Source organism: Oleiharenicola lentus (genome assembly GCF_051660365.1).
GTDB classification, from domain to species: domain Bacteria; phylum Verrucomicrobiota; class Verrucomicrobiia; order Opitutales; family Opitutaceae; genus Lacunisphaera; species Lacunisphaera lenta_A.
In genome coordinates this window covers 2,232,867-2,251,326 of record NZ_JBOZXB010000001.1, presented here as the reverse complement: position 1 = coordinate 2,251,326, position 18,460 = coordinate 2,232,867, and the positions used below count along the sequence as shown (strand labels likewise).

General features: G+C 55.0%; 18 protein-coding genes. 4 read left to right on the top strand and 14 right to left on the bottom strand.

The window, feature by feature from the left end; translation table 11 throughout:
- Positions 1 to 157 precede the first annotated feature (157 nt).
- From ACRRQW_RS08435 to ACRRQW_RS08385, 11 genes are all read right to left on the bottom strand, one after another.
- Positions 158 to 748 (bottom strand): hypothetical protein, encoded by a 591-nt coding sequence (locus tag ACRRQW_RS08435; protein ID WP_438480841.1) that lies wholly within the window; start codon positions 746 to 748, stop codon positions 158 to 160.
- A gap of 720 nt (positions 749 to 1,468) precedes the next feature.
- Positions 1,469 to 1,921, bottom strand: coding sequence for a hypothetical protein (locus ACRRQW_RS08430; RefSeq protein WP_438480840.1), 453 nt, complete (start codon positions 1,919 to 1,921; stop codon positions 1,469 to 1,471).
- Between the two features lie 216 nt (positions 1,922 to 2,137).
- Positions 2,138 to 3,253: a Fic family protein gene (locus ACRRQW_RS08425; RefSeq protein WP_438480839.1), complete on the bottom strand. Its 1,116-nt coding sequence runs from the start codon at positions 3,251 to 3,253 to the stop codon at positions 2,138 to 2,140.
- 108 nt (positions 3,254 to 3,361) lie between these two features.
- On the bottom strand, positions 3,362 to 3,814 hold the full coding sequence (locus tag ACRRQW_RS08420) for a hypothetical protein (RefSeq protein ID WP_438480838.1): 453 nt from the start codon (positions 3,812 to 3,814) through the stop codon (positions 3,362 to 3,364).
- On the bottom strand, positions 3,811 to 4,005 hold the full coding sequence (locus ACRRQW_RS08415; protein WP_438480837.1) for a hypothetical protein: 195 nt from the start codon (positions 4,003 to 4,005) through the stop codon (positions 3,811 to 3,813). The genes ACRRQW_RS08420 and ACRRQW_RS08415 overlap by 4 nt, the downstream gene beginning before the upstream one ends.
- Before the next feature lie 148 nt (positions 4,006 to 4,153).
- Positions 4,154 to 4,981, bottom strand: a complete 828-nt coding sequence (locus ACRRQW_RS08410; protein WP_438480836.1) for a metallophosphoesterase family protein — start codon at positions 4,979 to 4,981, stop codon at positions 4,154 to 4,156.
- Positions 4,978 to 5,607 (bottom strand): response regulator transcription factor, encoded by a 630-nt coding sequence (locus ACRRQW_RS08405; protein ID WP_438480835.1) that lies wholly within the window; start codon positions 5,605 to 5,607, stop codon positions 4,978 to 4,980. Before ACRRQW_RS08405 ends, ACRRQW_RS08410 begins: the two co-directional genes overlap by 4 nt.
- A gap of 201 nt (positions 5,608 to 5,808) precedes the next feature.
- Positions 5,809 to 6,474: a tyrosine-type recombinase/integrase gene (locus tag ACRRQW_RS08400; protein ID WP_438480834.1), complete on the bottom strand. Its 666-nt coding sequence runs from the start codon at positions 6,472 to 6,474 to the stop codon at positions 5,809 to 5,811.
- A 40-nt stretch (positions 6,475 to 6,514) separates the two neighbouring features.
- On the bottom strand, positions 6,515 to 6,907 hold the full coding sequence (locus tag ACRRQW_RS08395; RefSeq protein ID WP_438480833.1) for a hypothetical protein: 393 nt from the start codon (positions 6,905 to 6,907) through the stop codon (positions 6,515 to 6,517).
- 480 nt (positions 6,908 to 7,387) lie between these two features.
- A complete protein-coding gene (locus ACRRQW_RS08390) occupies positions 7,388 to 7,633 on the bottom strand; it encodes a YegP family protein (RefSeq protein WP_438480832.1) in 246 nt (81 codons plus the stop codon).
- Between the two features lie 29 nt (positions 7,634 to 7,662).
- The gene (locus ACRRQW_RS08385; RefSeq protein ID WP_438480831.1) at positions 7,663 to 7,878 is read right to left on the bottom strand and encodes a hypothetical protein; all 216 of its coding nucleotides are present in this window, start codon (positions 7,876 to 7,878) and stop codon (positions 7,663 to 7,665) included.
- Between the two features lie 137 nt (positions 7,879 to 8,015).
- Between ACRRQW_RS08385 and ACRRQW_RS08380 the strand changes: the two genes are divergently transcribed.
- Positions 8,016 to 8,972 carry a hypothetical protein gene (locus tag ACRRQW_RS08380; protein ID WP_438480830.1) on the top strand — a complete coding sequence of 319 codons (957 nt, stop codon included), beginning with the start codon at positions 8,016 to 8,018 and terminating at the stop codon, positions 8,970 to 8,972.
- Positions 8,973 to 9,131: 159 nt separating this feature from the next.
- On the opposite strand, the gene ACRRQW_RS08375 is transcribed toward ACRRQW_RS08380, so the two are convergent.
- From ACRRQW_RS08375 to ACRRQW_RS08365, 3 genes are read right to left on the bottom strand one after another with little or no spacing between them, the layout of a single operon-like run.
- Positions 9,132 to 9,980, bottom strand: a complete 849-nt coding sequence (locus ACRRQW_RS08375; protein ID WP_438480829.1) for a plasmid partitioning protein RepB C-terminal domain-containing protein — start codon at positions 9,978 to 9,980, stop codon at positions 9,132 to 9,134.
- A gap of 26 nt (positions 9,981 to 10,006) precedes the next feature.
- Positions 10,007 to 10,864 carry a ParB/RepB/Spo0J family partition protein gene (locus tag ACRRQW_RS08370; RefSeq protein WP_438480828.1) on the bottom strand — a complete coding sequence of 286 codons (858 nt, stop codon included), beginning with the start codon at positions 10,862 to 10,864 and terminating at the stop codon, positions 10,007 to 10,009.
- Between the two features lie 26 nt (positions 10,865 to 10,890).
- A complete protein-coding gene (locus ACRRQW_RS08365) occupies positions 10,891 to 12,456 on the bottom strand; it encodes a recombinase family protein (RefSeq protein ID WP_438480827.1) in 1,566 nt (521 codons plus the stop codon).
- 641 nt (positions 12,457 to 13,097) lie between these two features.
- Between ACRRQW_RS08365 and ACRRQW_RS08360 the strand changes: the two genes are divergently transcribed.
- The 3 genes from ACRRQW_RS08360 (at position 13,098) to ACRRQW_RS08350 (ending at position 18,383) form a co-directional block, all read left to right on the top strand.
- Entirely contained in the window at positions 13,098 to 13,337 is a 240-nt protein-coding gene (locus ACRRQW_RS08360; protein WP_438480826.1) for a helix-turn-helix domain-containing protein, read from the top strand.
- A 367-nt stretch (positions 13,338 to 13,704) separates the two neighbouring features.
- Positions 13,705 to 16,740, top strand: a complete 3,036-nt coding sequence (locus ACRRQW_RS08355) for an FAD-binding and (Fe-S)-binding domain-containing protein (RefSeq protein ID WP_438480825.1) — start codon at positions 13,705 to 13,707, stop codon at positions 16,738 to 16,740.
- Between the two features lie 83 nt (positions 16,741 to 16,823).
- Positions 16,824 to 18,383 carry a sodium:solute symporter family transporter gene (locus tag ACRRQW_RS08350; RefSeq protein ID WP_438480824.1) on the top strand — a complete coding sequence of 520 codons (1,560 nt, stop codon included), beginning with the start codon at positions 16,824 to 16,826 and terminating at the stop codon, positions 18,381 to 18,383.
- Positions 18,384 to 18,460 lie beyond the last annotated feature (77 nt).

The window sequence follows — 18,460 nt, the reverse complement described above, 5'->3', positions numbered from 1 at the left end:
AGCCGGACCCACTTCTTAACCCTAGAATGAAACCTTTAAGCGGGCGAATCCCAATTCGCAGAATACATCGCTTTATCCGGGCAAAACACATGCCGAGTCCAAGCTGACAACGCGTCACCGGCGACAAATTGGAGAAACGCGCCGCCGTGCTCTTCTGCTAAATCTCGAAAATGAGTGCTTGAAACACCTCTTCAGCTTCGGTCGGTGCCCGGTTTGCAGATATCCACTTAACGGAGTGAGAACTGGCGAGGCGTATTTCGCTAGTCCGACCAACCCAACCAGCTTTCAGTGTATTAGGAATTATTCGTCCTTCGCTGAGTTCAAACGGAGCGACACCCGCTGAGGCGCCAATCGTGCTCATATAATATTTGTCATTCGTAACAAAAATTCCAAAACCTTTGTCGATAGCATTGGCTTTTTTGAAGGATTCGAGCCGTTCAACATCGCGCAGCACATCATATCGTCCATTGTTCTGTGCGCCCTGATTGAGGTATTCAAAGCCCGGCTTGGTGGTCGCTCTGGTTTTGTATTTGAGCTCGATCCCGATCCTAGAGCGCTTGTGCTGGTAAAAAACGTCGAGGTATTCGCCCGTTCCAGGAACCCTCATTTCCAGTCGGGCCGTAACGCCGAGGCGCTTGAATAGTTCGATTCCTAGAGAGAGTTGAAAACTGGCTTCTGAGTAAAAAGCCGCTTCAGGACACTGAAGCAGCGCGATGTCGCGGACGATGTTTATCAGGACTGCTTTCATTTCTAGGCCCTCAATGCAGGAGCGGCACGCTTTCGGCGAGAGCCAAGAAAATCTGTGCGATCGGGGAAACGACTTTCCCCGCAGTTGTGTCTTAGCTTCGCCCTCCCATTCAAGCGGGGACACCTCGCAACGCCACGAACGAGACCGCCCAGGCTTCAGCACGCTCGCTCTCGTTGCGCCGCTCGCACTTCCGTAGAGTGAAAAGCCTGTCCCTCCCCCAGACAGATCAACGGGTGAGTTTGAGCAATGCTACCTTCACCCACCGCAACGTTACGCGCCATTTGTTGCACTGGCGATTTGCAAGCCGTAACCCTACTTCCCCTTTTGGATCAACGGGCGAATTCGCGCCGGACGCTTGTTGGAATTAATTCACGTCGCATTTTCGCCTAATGGCCCCAACGCCCAATATGTAAATCTACAGTATGCGCGGCACTCACCGCTCTTTCCGTATCCTTGGCTCTTTGTTCACGAGCATAGATTGTTGATCTCGTTATGCCGCTGAAACTATTTCTGCCTTCCGCGAGAAGGACGCAACAAATGGTGCAGGCTTTTGTCGTGGGCCACGCGTGAAATCGCACTTCTGCATCGCGGTCATCAGGTCGTCATCGTCTACAGAGAGGTACCGTTGGGTCGTGACTACACTTTGATGGTTTAGCGCGGCGGACAGAGTAGGATATCGTTGCTAGATGATCGGTAGACGTTCCGAGCCCCAAGTCTTTCTCAGGCTGTGGGTGCCCAAGCGCCCGTCGTCCTCAATACCAGCCTCCGCAAACGCACCTTTAATATATGCCGAGCCATGTCCCGCGACAACGATTTGAAGCCTCCGCCCTCGCTGGACTCACGAGACGTGAACAGCGGGATATCCGGTGTCAGTTCATAGCGAAGGCGAAGCCAGCCGAGTTGACGTTCGATCGCGCGCTTGAGTTCCGGCACGACGGGCACCCACCGCGTCTTACCGTAGCCGCCCTTCATCTGACGCGGTGCGAGCCCAATCTTCGGGACAATTTCGCGGGCCTTCAACACTGTGCTGACCGTGATCCAAAGCACTTCACTGATGCGGAATCCTGTCATCCACTGACAGGTGACCAAGCAGCCATCGCGCGGAGTCATCTTCCGCGTGACCGCGATGAGCATTCGTTCTTCGAGGGGAATAAGTGAGCGACGTCCAGCCATGATGACGAGAGCTGCGAATTCACCCCTCCCTCTCACCCTTTCCCTGCCTCGCTCCGCCCTCCCGCCAGTTCCGCGTTTCGCCTGTTATGAGGAACCGGTCGGAGCCGCATGTTTTGAAATCCGGCTACTCATTCCCGGATGATGACGGCATTCGAAGCAAACTCTCTGGGGACGGGGGCCTTCAGCGGGAAACGCCACGCCCTGACTGCTGGAGGGTTAACGCAGATGGTAAGTCGTGCTGCGCCCGCCGCTGGGGCCGGGCTCCAAGATGCCCGCCTCTACCAGTTGCTTCATGTCGCGCAGGGCCGTATCGAGCGAACATTTGGCGAGCTTAGCATACCGCGAGGTGGAGAGTTCGGGATTGCTGCCGTCCAAGAGCGCATTGAGGACAAATTTTTGGCGCTCGCCTACCTGCAAGGCCCCGTTGATCCGTTCCCACGTGGACGACTTCTGGATGATTCGGGAGAGTGAGGCGTGAGCGCCGGCAATGGCGCTGTCCAGGCAGGCGAAGAACCACACGAGCCAGTCAGTGACATCCAGCGTTCCCTTCTGTGTACGTTCGAGGATATCATAGTACTGTTTTTTCTGCGCCTCAATCTGTGTCGACATGCTATAGAAGCGAAGACCTGTGCCCTCCGCCCGTGCGAGCGCCATATCGGCGATGGCACGGCTGACACGGCCGTTGCCGTCTTCAAAAGGATGGATCGTCACAAACCAGAGATGAGCCAGGCCGGCGCGCAAAACTGCGTCCGTCGTATCGGAGGCTTCGAACCATTTCAGAAATTGGGCGACTTCATCTGGCAGCCGTTTTGCAGAGGGTGCCTCAAAGTGGATATTCTTTGGTCGAACGTGATCTCGGCTGAGTGGGCCGGAAATGACCTGCATCGGGTCCATGTCTGGAGTACGCCACTCTCCGACTAGGATCCGTTTCATACCGCTGCGCCCGGCAGGGAAAAGTGCAGACTGCCAGCCGAGCAGTCGATCGGTCGTGAGTGGTTGGTCATAGTTCTGCGTGGCATCAATGAGCATTTCGACGGCACCATCCACATCGCGACCGGCCGTGACCTCGCTAGTTGTCGGCAGCCCCATGCGTCGTGCCACGGAAGAGCGAACGGCCTCCGGATCGAACACCGTTCCCTCGATGGCACTGGATTTGATCACCTCTGCCGTGAGGTTTTCCAGTCCCGCCTCCGCCCGGAAGCGAAAGCCGAGCCCCTCCATTTGCCCCAATAGGCGTCCCTGCCGGAGCCTTACCCCGGAAAGAATAGGCAACAGCTTGGCGTCGTCCCAGTGGAACGCGGGCCATTGGGGATGTTGGTGGATATAGCGCACGAAACCTTATGCCGCATTTTATGCGGTGAATGCAAGATTATTCGCCGCATAATATGCGGTGAATAACATCCTTATTCACCGCACGCAGCCAACCTAGGGCTACGCGACTCAAAAGTCCGGCCCGGGCAGGAGATTCCAGAGCCAATGCAGCGTTGAAGAAAGCGCTGCATCGGCCGCGCGCCACCACACAGCAAGAAGAGGAAAGTGGGCACCGATCACCGCCTCAACGGCGAGCAGGCCATAGCTAATGGAGCCGACCATCCAGATATACTTCGCGTTGGCCATGTAGGCATAACCCTTCTCCCACTTTCGTTCCTGGAGTTCATCATACCACGCCTGTCCTCGAGCGTTCATCTTGGTTTGGCGCCGAGCAGCGCGTCGAAGGATGTTAAGCACCGACCAATAGCGTCCCTGCTGCCGCTGATATTCAGCATAATCAAGTGACCGCGCGTAGAGGTCCGCGGAATAGATCCGGTCATCCGTAGCGTGCGCCAAGGGCATAAAGATCATTTGGAAGAGGCAGTAGAAAACCTCTCTGATCGTTCTGAAGATGGACATCATGATGTGTATTCCCTGCGTAGTAGTATCCACGTGCTCCGGGCAAGATACGCACCGCAGACGATGTCGAATATTCCGTATTTCAAGCCGTAGACCGAAACCGCACCGGGGCGAAGATACCAGATCGCGACCAGGCAAGCCAGATAGGTGATGATCCGCAGCCAAGCAAAAGCCCGCGAAATCCCATCGGCCATGAGGGCAAACAAGACCCGGACTCGGACCTCTCCGGAAAGCCGGCGCCTCTGAGGCGCGGTGGCCACAACTTGCGGGATCTGCCGACCCAAACTTTCCTGCCTCAGGTTGCGGATAGGCCTAGGCGGGCGATACCCGGATGATGAGTTCTCATTCATATTCGGCAAGTTGGCGCAGCCGGCGCCAAGTCTCCTCGATCTCCGCGGGCGTCAGGTGAATTCCCTCTGCCCGCTGATTGCTAACCGTAAGACCGAGCAACGACTCAATTTCACTCCCCGTTCGGCGCTGAAGGATTTCCTGTCTCAGCGAACACTCAGGGAATTGGATAGTTTCCGGCACACGACCTGACTTGTGTCGGGTGGCAGTCCGCTGCTTCAGGTCGATAACAATATGTGCGGGAATCTGCGGATCCGCAGATTCCCCAGGATTAAGAATCAACGTCCGTCCAAGTTTGGCGTGCCACGAAATCGGTTGATGGACATGCCCGCAGAGCGCGATTATCGGACCGCGGCCGGAATTGCACAGCTCGCGGAATTCAAAATCCCCATGATCGAAGTTGGTATCTCTGTTTCGCGACGTAGCGGTTCCCCGTGGCGGCGAATGAATGATCCAGATGGCACCCTCACCAGCGGCAGGAAGAGGCGACAGCCAAGAATGGCACACAAATCTTTGCTTTCCGACTTTGAAACTATTCCCGTCCACCCAAACCGTTCGTCGACGAAGCTTATGAATCCAACGGGCAGATGAGCTATCGGCGCCGTCCGTAAGGTCGTGATTTCCCGAGCAAATCGCGACCGTAGTTAAGATCCTACCGAGGGCGACAGAGACTCGCTGTATCTGTTGGGGAATGGTGTGTGGCTGACTTGCATCGAGCAGGTCGCCAGCAATGCAGACTAGCTCGTAGTTCACTGCTGCGCGCGAAAGCCAATCGAACCATTTGAGATTGGAGTGAAAATCGCTGACGTGAAGAATTCTCATATGCGTAGAGATGCGCTTTGTCGCGGCCAGCTGACCACGCCTTGCGACATCGCGAACTGGGCCAACTCGAGTTGTGTACGGACTCCGACTTTTTGCATGCAGTTGCGCCGGTGCGTGCGCACGGTCTCCGCACTGATGCCAAGGCCAGAAGCCAACTCGGCATTAGTTTTACCGAGGGCCAAACCTTTCATCACCGCGATTTCCCTTTCCGAGAGAATGCGCGCAAAAAGAGAACGACGTTCTTGATCAATCAACGGGCTGATGAACATGCCGCCGGCTATCACAATTCGCAGACCATCCCGAAAATCATCGAACGAGTCGCCCCGATGAAGTATCGCGCGCACACCAAGCTTATACGCCAAATGCGCGAGATACCCGCCGCGGCACTCGGTTAGAATCACGAGTCTCGCCTGACCCGCTCGCTTTGCCAACGGAGTCAGCAGCTCGTCTATCTTTCCTTGTACCGCCTCAATATCAATTAACAGCACATCAGCAACGCCTGGACGAAATTCATCCGGCGACCGCCAGATCACGACTGACTTCGCCAGTTTCCATTCGCACAGACGCCGACCGAGTAACGTCGGTAACAGCGTATGGCTGGAGATGAGGGCGAATCGCTTGGACATGCGGGATAGCTGCGCCGTCGGCCCACAGCTGCTGCATCAGCCCATGCCATTGCCGCAGGGCACCCGAGACTGAAAAATCACGCGGAATGCGTATTCTGCATACCCCAGATGAGGTAGTGTTGGGACCCGCCTTGGCCCGAAGTCCACTGCATTTGAGACCTCCAATTTTATTGGAGCATCTGCGGACGTAGAATATTTTGATCAGCTAGCGATGATCCCGCCAGACGACAGAGAAACTTTTATCGCCGCATCCCCAGAGTGTCGCAATTCGCCGAGCTTTTCGATGGCCAGTTGCGCCTCCTCCTCATCCAAACCCAAGTAAAGTTGAGTCGTCGTGATCCACCGATGGCCCACTGCTTGTCGCGCAATATTGATGCTGCCAGTTTGGTCAAAGATACCTCGCACAAATCGCTTCCTGAGTGAATGCCCCGACCAAACGCGGTGCGGATCGAGGCCGGCATTCAGAAAGATCTTTTTAATGATGCGGACCGCCTGCTGCCGGCAGAGCGGTTGCAAGCCGGCCGCGTTGCGACTCGGGAATAGAGGACTCACTGGCGAACGAATCGTTGGTCCCAAGTGTGCGGCCAGCGCGTTTCGAGCGCGCACGTTGAGCGGAATCGTCCTCGATGAAACTAAGCGGGCGCGACAACCACGACCGCCCTTCAAATTGCGACGTGAAACGCGAAGCACCGGAAGCGGTGTCCCATTCCGCCATACATCCTGAATGCGCAACGCCAGAAGCTCCGACAACCTCAGGCCTGTCTGCACACCGAGTTCAATGAGGGCCCGGTCGCGTGGATCGCAGCAGGGTAGATGCTGATTGAGGCGTTCCCAGTCGAGGTCGGTCGGGGTGTCGGCGCGAAGCATGCCCAGAGCTGCAGCTCAACTCCGGCGGCCCACTCGATTTTTATTCAGACCGTTCCGCGAGGCCGCGGAGCGTGGTCCAGTCAATATAGAGCCAATCACCTTCACCCTCCATGGGCAGGCGATCGCGCCGCACGAGCAGGGAATCAAATTCATGATTGGCGTCCACTCGCACCACCGCCAAGAGGCTGAAGTTGCCCTTGCGCTTCACGCGCACGACCGGGCGATGCTTGTTCGGAGTGAGCGTCTTGATCTCGACTAAATCGTTGCCGAGGCGACCGTCATGGCCCTGCGCATATGCGCGGCTGAGCACGACACCGTATCTCTCCTCCACATAGAGTTCACCAATGCATCCCCATTTCGGAGAAGGGACGATGCCATTCGCCTCATCATGCTCAGCCTCCATGAGAAGCCACTGGATCTCAGGAGTAAACACCTCCCGGAAGTCCTCTTCCTCCAACTCGCCTTCCTGGATGGCAATTTGCCGATCAATATACTCCCAAGAGATCCACTCGCCGTCATCGTAGATGCCGTCGCCACTGTCCCGGAGGGATTCCGGTCATCGCGCACTGCATGAATCGCTCGCTCACGAAAACACACTGCCGGAGCTGCCGGCCGTAGTCTATCCTAGACGCACTACAGTTCCGGCCGATTTTTAGAAGCCAACCTTCCGGCAACCGGGCACTTCCAAGCCAATGTCCCACACTATCCGTTGTGGAACATTCGGACACGAAGGCCGACAATTTACATATAGTCAGAGCGCCCTAGGTCATCTCGATGCCGGATGCGTTTTTGCACCAAGCGCCGAGTTCTCGCGAGCGAGCAACAAAAGTCGCGCACGTGCCGCGTCGCCCATCAATACAATTACGGTCGACGAGAGCGGCCACCGGGACGATCGATGGCCGCTATAGCCGAATCAAACGATCTGGGAAGCTGGTACCGCGGGATAATTTCCCTGCGCATCCGTGGCCACCGTCCAATCATAGACGGCAGCACCTGGACCATCGCGCTTGATCAAGGCAATGCTGTGAAAACAATCTGATTTTCGAACATAGCTTTCCGAGCTACGCGCAATCTCCTCAGAATTAGCGCCGTAGAATATCCAATAATAACCGCCACCATTGTCTTTTTTAACACGGAAGCGGGGAGTTTGGTTAGCCATTAGGTCAAGTAAGTTGAGGTTGATTGGCCTTAGCGGGTGGAATTACCGATGCACCATGCACAGTTATCGTAACCAGCATCGCGCGCTTCCTTAAGCGTGTTGAACGGGCGGTCGTGGCCGGCCCGGATGATTTCATCGATCTGGCACTGCGATTTCTCGTTGTCCAGATCATGCACTTCCCGCTTGGAGGGACTTGCGTTCGCGAGATACCGTTCGCCGTTCATGTTTCCTTTATACCGTCTCATTGTTTTTGTCCTTTAGCTTGTAGTTCTTGTTTAGGGTTTACGCGCGAGAAGGTAGTCGAAAATTATGGGCTCGCGGGGCCCAATCTTCGTGCAGATTCTCTGGGCCAATCTGCGGAGGGCCACCGCACACACACCCCATGCAAAAGCCCCGACGCTCTCTCCGGCAGTCGCTCACTCAATTGCGCGATCTGCGTTATCAACGCCTTAAAGTCTGCACTGAAGTCGTGCACGATTGGTTCGAATTACAGCCCGTCATCAATCGGCACTCCCTATCTAAGGAACTATGGCGAGTTCACGACTGGTTGATTTCACCGTTCACCTTACAGGCTCTGGATTATCACGGATTAGCTCAGTACATCGTCGCGCTCTTACGCACTGGTAAAGACTTCGACGCCGATCTCATCTTGTTGCTCACATTAATTGAGGAACCGCCTTCAACGCGAAAGATAAGCCTCATGAAGCACCACGAAGGAAATGTCGCCGACGGACTCTATGACGGCCTGTCAAAAGAGCCGCAGCGTTATCAGGAACTGGAAATCAAGATGAAGGAAGATCCGCTTCTTCTCAGATTTTGGACGCGGATTCAAAATCGATACTCACGTCAATTTCGCCCGAACTTACGAGGCGTCATGCGTAGAACGCTCGCAAGGGAGCGCGGCTTCGACTGTCGGCGGAAATTCGATTGGCGTCGTAAACGCGACCGTTTCCAAGTCACGTTCGACGCATTGTGTCATCGCTGGTGCCTGTATGGTTTTGAAAAAGATAGTCCGTTAGCACTTAAACTCACCGCGAATCCCACGCCACATGGGACCATGATCTTTGTTCCAAGAGGGATGAGCCTGGCCGCGAATGGCACGTTTGTCTGGAGAGCAATAACGGGGATTCACAAAGCCCACGGCGCGAGTCGACAGGGCGAAATGCTCTTCGAAATCCGCATGCAGCAACGCAAGGACCGCGAACACGCAAAAAAGTATAATGCCGATGCGCAGGCACTGCGGCTTCGCGGGAGACAGCGTATCGAATACGTTCTCAAAAAAATGGGCCAACTGCCAAATCGCGAGCGATGGCTTAAGCGATTATTGAATGATTGCTGAGTTTTTCGCTCCGCGTTTCTGACGGCATAACACCCACTGCCACCAAAGAACAAATTTTCACCAAGCCGAAGCCTCGTGCCCATATTCGCACTTAAGCTTTGGACGTTGCGGCTTACGGGCGCCAACCCTCTGAACTTTGGTAGCGAACGACTGTGTTCGCTAAAGTGATTCCAGTGATACCAGCGCTTGAAATTCCTCCAATAACTCGGGATAGCGGGTATCCAAAAAACGCCGCACTTTCACGTTGTCCAACAATCGCTTCACATAGCGCTGCACCGCGTTCAAATGCAGGGCGTTTTCTCCGAACCGATCCTGATAGAGGCGATAATCTCGTTCGAGAGACTCCATTTCTTTTTCCATCCGCGATACCTCCTCTTCCGAAATCCCGTGAGTTTGCTTTCGCTTCGTCCCCTCGCGCAACTGGTCGGCAGGTGTTCCGATGATGAGAGCCTCGGCATAACTCCAGGTGTAGTTGTTCGAGCTTACCATCAAGTGGGCCATGTCAATTTGCCGAGTGGGTTTCGCCTTTCGAAATAGTCGCAGCGCGGACGCGGTGATTGGCTTTTCTTTTAAAAGTTCCACGGCCTCCGGCTCAATTCCTTCGAGAAGGTTGAGACTGGCCCTCACCTTTCCAATGTTGATGCTAAGAGCACGTGATATCTGTTCTTCCGTGACTCCGTGCTCAATCGCTTTTGCGATCATGGCGTGCTCTTGAATCAACGATAGACGATTTACCTTATCGTTGTATGTGAACGCGTCGTCATCATGCGAAATGAGGCAGAATGCTTCGCTCAAACCAATTTCCTGCATTGCCTTCAACCGCATGTGACCGTCGAGCAGCAGATAGCAATCCTTCGAACCTCGTTTCGGATGTACGATAAGCGGTTCGATGAGTCCGATCTCCCTGATCGACGCCACCACAGATTTATATTTTCCGAATGCATGGTCAGTCGGTTTGACCTGCCTGATCGGCAGAATCGACGTGAGTGACAAAGTGATGCCTTCCATTTTGAAGGCCGCGTTAACTCGAGCGTTCATAGAGAATGCTTGGCTCTTTCAGCCAAAAATTTTGGCATCGTATTTAGCTCTTCCGCGCGCAACAGGTTAACATAGTTTTCGTCCGCCACCAAAACTGCGAAAGCCGCCGATATTGAAAGTAGCCTCACCTCACACAGCTTAGCCTTTTTGACCATTACCTTCTGGCGCTGACTTTCGATCTTGTAAGCTCGGACCAGGCTTTCGGCAGTAGTGCAATGACTGCCCGACCTGCTTCTGCGTCCATAGCTGCGACCAAAATATTTTCGCTGATCAACCAGACGCTTAAATGTAGTAAGCGTTTTCTGATTCATTTCTTTTCGCTCATACGCCTCCATTAACAGACGCTGCGCTTGTTCATCTGAAGCCCCGGAAATTCCCATCGCTATGGTGAGCGGGATCCTGCCATGGAGCACGGCTTCCAACAGTCGCTCTTCACTGTTCTGTAAAAGACCCAAGATATCTTTAACATATTCTGTGCCCAAACCAGTTTTACCGGCAATTTCGGCGTAGCTTTGTCCCTGCTGATGCATCCATTGAACCATCTTAATCTGATCCAGCGTGCGGACTCTTCGCCGAGCGATATTCTCGATGAGACTAGCCAGCATACCATCAGACTTCGAAAGCCCCCTTACTAAGGCAGGGATCTCTTTTTGTCCTAATGCTATGAACGCCTCCAAACGACCCTGTCCACAGACTAAGTCAAAGGACTCATTCTCCTGACTGCTGCCAGCAGTCACAGTTACTGTTATTGGTTTTTTAAGACCGAGCGTAGAAATGCTCTCCACTATTCGATCAAACTTCCTTTTTTCTCGCGCGCGTGGGTTCACAACTCGAACTCGATCGACAGGAATCATGCGGACATTGGATTCGGCTATTCCAGTCATGCGGCATCCTCCACCGAAATTCGCTCTGCCATTTCAAAAAAGAACTCTAAATCATCGAACCGGTATGAATCAAGAAGCGCATGATTATCTTCCGCTAGTCTCATTTTTGCGTCCGATAGATCAATCGCCGGTAGCAGGTAGTAATCCTTTATTCGCTCGTTGGTTTCATCCATTCGCACCGCAATAGTAAGATCAGGCCTAAAACTCTCTTCAAACCGCAGCAACCATCGGCGCCCACCCGCGGGGCTGCAAAAACAGCGCGAAAGCACCACCGACACGGTCAATTCCTGATCTAAAACCAGAAGCTCAGACGTTGGATCTCGTTCCACAGCTATTCCCATTTTCGTTAATCGGCCAATCACTTCCTGAACGACTTCTGGATGCCGTCCGCGTAAGTATCGATTGATCTCGACGAAGGAATAGTCCGTTTGCGGTTTATACCCGATAAGTTGATACGCTCGAATCAAGCTACCGAATCTACTGCGATATGCAGCGCTGGACGGCATCGCGTCTTGTTCGTCAATTAATATTCCCGAGACCCGACCGTGTTGCTCATGCAATCGTCGCAGTGCTGAAAGCATTTCATCGTCAGAATATCGTTTAGTTCTGGAAAGAATTTCCTCCTGCACCCGGGCAAAGATCGCGGGGTCAACAATCGCGGGAAACGCGTTGTCGTTACGCACCCACATTTCGCGTGGATTGACCACATGCTTTCGCTTCAACTTGCACGAGGTTCGATGATAGATGTTGTGGCCGATGTATTTCTCGTTTGTCAGAACTTGATGCACGGTACCTCTTGTCCATACACGCCCTAGATCGGTTAACACTTTCCTTGCATTCAGTTCATCCGCGATAGTGCGTTCACTTTTTTCTTCGTCTAAAAAACTGCTGTAGATCAGGCGCACGATAATTTGCTCGTCCTCTGGTCCAGGGACCAAGACAACTCGATCTGTTTGGAGACTTTTGTGTTCTCCCGTTTTTAGAATACCCTTCTGCTGGCCCAGTTGATCGACGAGCATCCGCCTTAAACCAAATCCTGCTGACCCACCTTGCTTGAATCCCATCTGAATTAGCCGGCAAGCACCTTGAAAAACTTTAGTCGATAGTTCCCGGCTATACTCACCAGCCATCGAGCGCTTAACACTTTTGATTATGTTGGAAGTAGGACTCCCATCGTTTTCAAACTGCTCCGCACAATAGTGGACTGCAATTCCCGCCCGCTTACAGATGTATTCGTAGTATCCGCTTTCATCAGCATCTTGGAAGCGTCCCCACCTACTAACGTCATAGGCCAAAATTCCTTTGAATTCCGTCCGGCCATTTTCGACTTCTGTGATCATAGCACGAAGGCTTTCACGTCCTTTGATACTGAGTCCGCTTTTTCCTTCGTCGGCAAAGATGCGGACGATCTCCATTCCTCGTTTGGCGGCATATTCTTTAATTCGATCGAGCTGATTTTCGGTCGAGTATTTTTGGTGTTCCGTAGACATGCGCACATACGCTGCGACCGGCACCAAAACGCCGGTCGCAGCGGGAAGCGGTAGATGACTCTGTCCGCTCATAGCGTGTTAGCATCGCACGCGAACACCAGACGTGGTGGCGCGTTTGTGATGTAGACTAATCCAGATTTCTTTCCCGTAAGATGGCATGGCCGCGCAGCATGAGTGCGTGCACCTCCTTGGCTATCGCATCTTGTAACGCACATCCCGTAATCTTCGAAATGATCCCGATTCTCAGAGCGAGATTCGCGTCAATCGAATCTTGTAACGCAACGTATCGCAAAACTGCCGCTAATTTTTTGGTGAGTTTGAATCTGCGTCCAATAGAGAATGAACGGTCCTTTCTTCTCCAATATTTTGGGTTTTTTCGCCTCCATGCGCGTACCCGCTCTTTGGTGATGGGATCACGAAAATAGGCATTGCCGCCATTTTTCTTAAGCCACTTTTTTCGCGCGTTCGCTCGACTCACTTTACTACACTCCTCAGAGCTGCAGTAACGATGCCGGCGGCCAACGCGCGGATTGATAGTGAAAAACTGGCCGCAATGGGCGCAGCTTCTTGTTTTTGGTAGATGATTCTTCATCAACCACCGGCCCTCTCTGAATCGATCGCAATCGATGCGGTGGGGGCGGGAATGGGGGGTTATCTCAAAATACGAACCATAGGGTCGTGTTCGTCAAAACCAGAATACGGCCTAATGGGGCGTGGCCTCTCGTAGCTCGCATTCTCGTCCAAAAGACGCCTGGTTGAAGGCGTTGGGACGTAACGTGCGAGAGCAGCGAAAGAGCGCCAAGCTTACTCAGGAAAAGCTCGCAGAACTTGCGGATCTAGCTCCAAGAACCATTCAGAAAATTGAAGCCGGCCAGTTGGATATCATGGCATCAACCGTGCGACGCATCCGCGCCAGCATTGGGTGCAGCTATGAAGATTTGATGACGCCTTGATTTATTTTCTCGGCTACTGTTTTCGCGTAACAATAGGTAATGCTACGACAACCAGTTGATCCCGCGCGCACGGACTACACCTCCAATGTTCATTCAGCGCGCGCTGTCTCGTAAGAGTGTAGTCCTGCGCATTGATCCGCCTGTGGCGAACCCATCGCTGTTCAATACGCAGTGGGGCCGCGGAACCATTAGTTTGAGACTACATAGAAGACCACCCGCTAAATACCCGCTAAAATAGGCGAATTTTTGATATAAGTCTTCATAAGTCATTGATATTCAGCACGACACAGGGGTTCAACTCCCCTCACCTCCACCATTTGTTAGATTTCATGCTGGCTGATTTAGTCACACCTTCCAAAAAAAGAAGGTGTTGCCCATCACCGCCCTCACTCAACTTGCCGCCCGACTTAGCGGCGCGCTGCATTTCGACCACACGATGCGGACGTTGTATGCGACGGATGCGTCCGAGTATCAGGAGCTGCCGCTGGCGGTCGCGCTACCGAAAACGGAAGCCGACCTGCGCGAACTGATCGCATTCGCCAACCATCACCGCGTCGGCCTGATTCCGCGCACCGCGGGCACTTCGCTCGCCGGGCAAGTGGTTGGCTCGGGCCTCGTCGTCGATGTCGGTCGGCACCTGAATAAAATCATCAGCGTTGATCCGGCGAAACGCCGGGTGCGCGTGCAGCCGGGCGTGGTGCGCAACGAGCTAAATCTTTTTCTCGCGCCGCACGGACTTTTCTTCACGCCGGAAACCTCCACCGCGAATCGCGCGATGATTGGAGGCATGGTCGGCAATAATTCCTGCGGCGCTAACTCGATCGTCTACGGCACGACGCGCGAACACCTCGTTTCGACGCGCGGATTTCTCAGCGACGGTTCGCTCGTCACGTTTGGCCCGCTCACGCGCGACGAGTTCGCCGCGAAATGCAACGGCCCCGACAATCTGGAGTCACGCATTTACCGCTTTGTGCGCGATCTTCTCGAAAAACCCGCGAACCGCGCGCTCATCCGCGATCATTACCCGAAGCCCACCGTCACGCGGCGCAATACCGGTTACGCGCTCGACCGGCTGATGGAATGCGCGGTATTCGATTCGACTTCGGAGAAACCGTTCAACCTCTGCCAACTGCTTGCGGGCTCCGAGGGCACGCTGTTTCTCGGCGTGGAGTTTGAGTTGAACTGCGAACCGTTGCCGCCGCCCGGCGCGTTGATGTGTGCGCATTTCTCGACGGTGAACGAAGCGCTCCTCGCCACGGTCATCGCGATGAAGCATCGGCCGTTTGGCTGCGAGTTGATCGATCGCCACATCCTTGAATGCACGAAGACCAATCTCGAGCAGTCGAAAAACCGTTTTTTCGTGCAAGGCGACCCGGGCGCGGTGCTCGTCGTGGAGATTCGGCATGCGGATCGCGCGCTTATCGAAGCCGAGATGCGGGTGCTCGAAGCGGAGTTTCGCGCGGCGGGGCTCGGCCACGCGTTCCCCGTGCTGTGGGGCGACGACTGCAACAAAGTGTGGGAACTGCGCCGCGCCGGCCAAGGCATCGTCAACAACGTCATCGGCGACGCGAAGCCGCGCGAGATTGTTGAGGACACCGCCGTCGCCGTCGAAGATTTGCCGGCTTACATTGAGGAGTTCGACGCGCTCATGCAGGGCAAATACGGCATCAGCTGCATCTACTACGCGCATGCCGGCGCCGGCGAACTGCACACGCGGCCGTTATTTAATTTAAAAACCGCCGAAGGTTTAAAAATGTTTCGCGACATCGCGACGGACGTCGCAACGCTCGTTAAAAAGTATCGCGGCTCACTCTCCGGCGAACACGGCGACGGGCGCCTGCGCGGCGAATTTATCAAGTTTATGGTCGGCGCGGAGTGTTACGCGATGATGCGGCGCGTGAAAGAAACGTTCGATCCCTACACAATTTTCAACCCGGGAAAAATCATCGACACGCCGCCGATGGACACGTCGCTGCGTCACTCGCCCGACCACGCCGATCCGGATTATAAAACGATTTTTGATTTCAGCGCGTCGCAAGGCGTGTTGCGCGCCGCCGAGAAATGCACCGGCGTCGGTGACTGCCGCAAGACGCAGCTCATGGGCGGCACGATGTGCCCGAGCTACATGGCCACGCGCAACGAGCGGGACACGACGCGCGCGCGCGCGAACATGTTACGCCATGTGCTCACACATCCGCGCGAAGTCACGAATCCGTGGGACAGCGAAGAAGTGAAAGGCGTCATGGATCTCTGTCTCTCGTGTAAAGGCTGCAAATCCGAGTGTCCGTCCAACGTCGACGTCGCACGCCTGAAAGCGGAGTGGCAACAGCATTACTACGACGCCAACGGCGTGCCGTTCCGCTCGCGATTGATCGCTGGGTTCACGAAATCCATGCGCCTGGCCTCGTTCGCGCCGGCGATCTACAACTGGGTGGTCACCGCGCCCGACGTATCGCGCTGGATCAAAGACTTCTCCGGCTTCGCTCGCGCGCGCAGCATGCCGACCTTGCACCGCACGACGCTCGCGGCGTGGCATGCAAAACAGGCGAACAAAATTGGTTTCAGCGGTAGGGCCCGACCTCGGGGCGGGCCGGCGAACGGCGCCGATCATGACGGCCTGCCCGGAGGTCAGGCCCTACCTTCTTCCGAAACAACATTTTTTCCCAACGGTCGCGTGTTCCTCTTCTGCGACGAGTTCACGAATTATAACGATACCGCGATCGGCATCAAAGCAGTCGAGTTGCTCAATCGGCTGGGCTACGAAGTCGTGATTCCCGAGCACGTAGAAAGCGGTCGCGCCCATTTCTCGAAAGGCCTCGTGCGCGACGCGCAGACCTTCGCCATCCGCAACGTCGAGTTGCTAAAAGAGGTTGTCACCCCCGACGCTCCGCTCATCGGCATCGAACCGTCGGCGATTCTTTCTTTCCGCGATGAATACCCTGACTTGATGCCGACGGAGTTAAAAGACGCCGCGCGCGCCCTGTCGAAAAACGCTTTACTCATCGACGAGTTCATCGCGCGCGAAATTGACGCCGGTCGGATTACCCGCGCTGCCTTTCGCGCAAGCACCGGTTCGCAAACGATCAAGCTGCACGGACATTGTCACCAAAAAGCCCTCTCATCGCTCGTGCCCACGGTGAAAATGCTCGAACTTCCTGTTGGCAACAAAGTGCAGGTGATTCCTTCCGGCTGTTGTGGCATGGCCGGATCGTTTGGCTACGAAGCCGAGCATTTCGAACTCTCCCAGCAAATCGGCGAACTCGTGCTTTTCCCAGCCGTGCGATCCGCCAGCGAAGCCACCCTCATCGCCGCGCCTGGCACCAGTTGTCGCCATCAAATCAAGGATGGCACAGCACGCACGGCCTTGCATCCGATTGAGATTCTTCACGCAGCGCTGCATTGAGATTTCGTTTTCGCCGAAGCGCTCGCGAGCGTGGATTTCCCCTCGCCTGAAGCGCTCAATTCGCGCTGCATCGGCGCACCCCTATGAATGGTTATTTCAACGCCGGTGATTGGATCGTAATCCTCGCCTACCTCGGCGGCGTCGTGGCGCTCGGTTTGTGGTTTGGGCGCGACCAGAAAAATACGCGCGATTATTTCCTCGGGAGTAAAAACATCCCGTGGTGGGGCATCGGCGTATCGATCGTCGCGGCAGAAACGAGCGCGCTGACCATCATCGGCGTCCCCGCCATCGCTTACGGCGGCAACCTGATGTTCATCCAGATGATCATCGGTTACGTGATCGCGCGGGTGATTCTCGCGGTGGTAATGGTTCCGCACTACTTGAAAGGCGAAATCTATTCGCCTTACCAATTGCTCGAAACGCGCTTGGGCCACGCACCGCGCAAACTCGCCGCGGCGTTTTTTCTTTTTCTCGAAACGATGGCCGCCGGCGTGCGCGTGTTTGTCGCGTGCATTCCGATTCGCCTGATGTTGGGCGATCAGGTGTGCAGTCTCGGCGGACTCGTGGATCCGATTCTCGGCGCCATCCTTATTTTTGTCGGGCTGTCGCTGATCTACACTTACATCGGCGGCGTCAAAGCTGTCATCTGGACGGACGTCGTGCAATTCGGGCTCTTCCTCCTCGGGGGAATTTTTGCGCTGTGCTACATCCCCACGCTGGTCGACGGCGGCTGGTCGGGGGCGTTGGCGCAAGCAGGGGCGGCAGGAAAGCTAGCGTGGTTCAACGCGCAATTTACGTTTTCCGCCCCGGTTAATATCTGGATGGGCGTAATCGGCGGCACGGTGCTGGTGATGTCCACCCACGGCGCGGAACAACTCATCGTGCAGCGCGTGCTCGCGTGCAAAACCGTGAGCGACGGCCGCAAGGCGCTCGGCCTGAGCGCGGTTTTGGTTTTCCCGCTGTTCCTGATTTTCCTCGGCGTGGGCGTGATGCTGTGGGTGTTTTACCAAAGCCATCCGTTTCAGATCCCGCTGCCGGAGGGCCGGCCGGGCATCAAATCGTTCGATTTCATCTTCCCGGTTTTTATGCTCACGGAAGTGCCGCACATTTTGAAAGGGTTTTTGATCGTCGCGATTTTGTCGGCGGCGATGTCTTCGATCAGTTCGGCGATTACGTCGCTCGCGTCGGTTTCCACGATGGATTTTGCGAAGCAACTCATGCCGAATCGCGACGAGGATTACATCCTGCGCTTCAGTAAATACTCCACCGTGTTCTGGGCCGGCATGCTGGTGCTCACGGCATGGCTGACGCGGGAAGTGACCTTCGTGCTCAACGCAGCGTTCTCGCTGCGCGGCCTCACGAGTGGCGCGTTGCTGGGCGGATTGATCATCGCCCTCTTCGCGCAAAAACTCGGCGCGCGCGCGACAATGGCAGGCATGCTCACGGCCTTGTTTGTGATGAATTTCATATATTGGCCGGCCAATATTCCTGCGACCCGCGAGTGGTGGCTGCGCACGTTTGGCGGCGAAGTGTTCTGGCCGTGGTTCACGTTGATCGGAGCGGTGGTCACGCTGGGTGTAGCCGCGGCAACGCACACGTTTTTGCCGGAGAAAGCCAAGACGCCGTCACCCGATTTAAGTTAAACAATATAAGCATACCCCCTCAAGCGAGGGGGGTCCTCGCTCTTGCTGCGGCGCCTCGGTTTCAATCGGATAGGAGC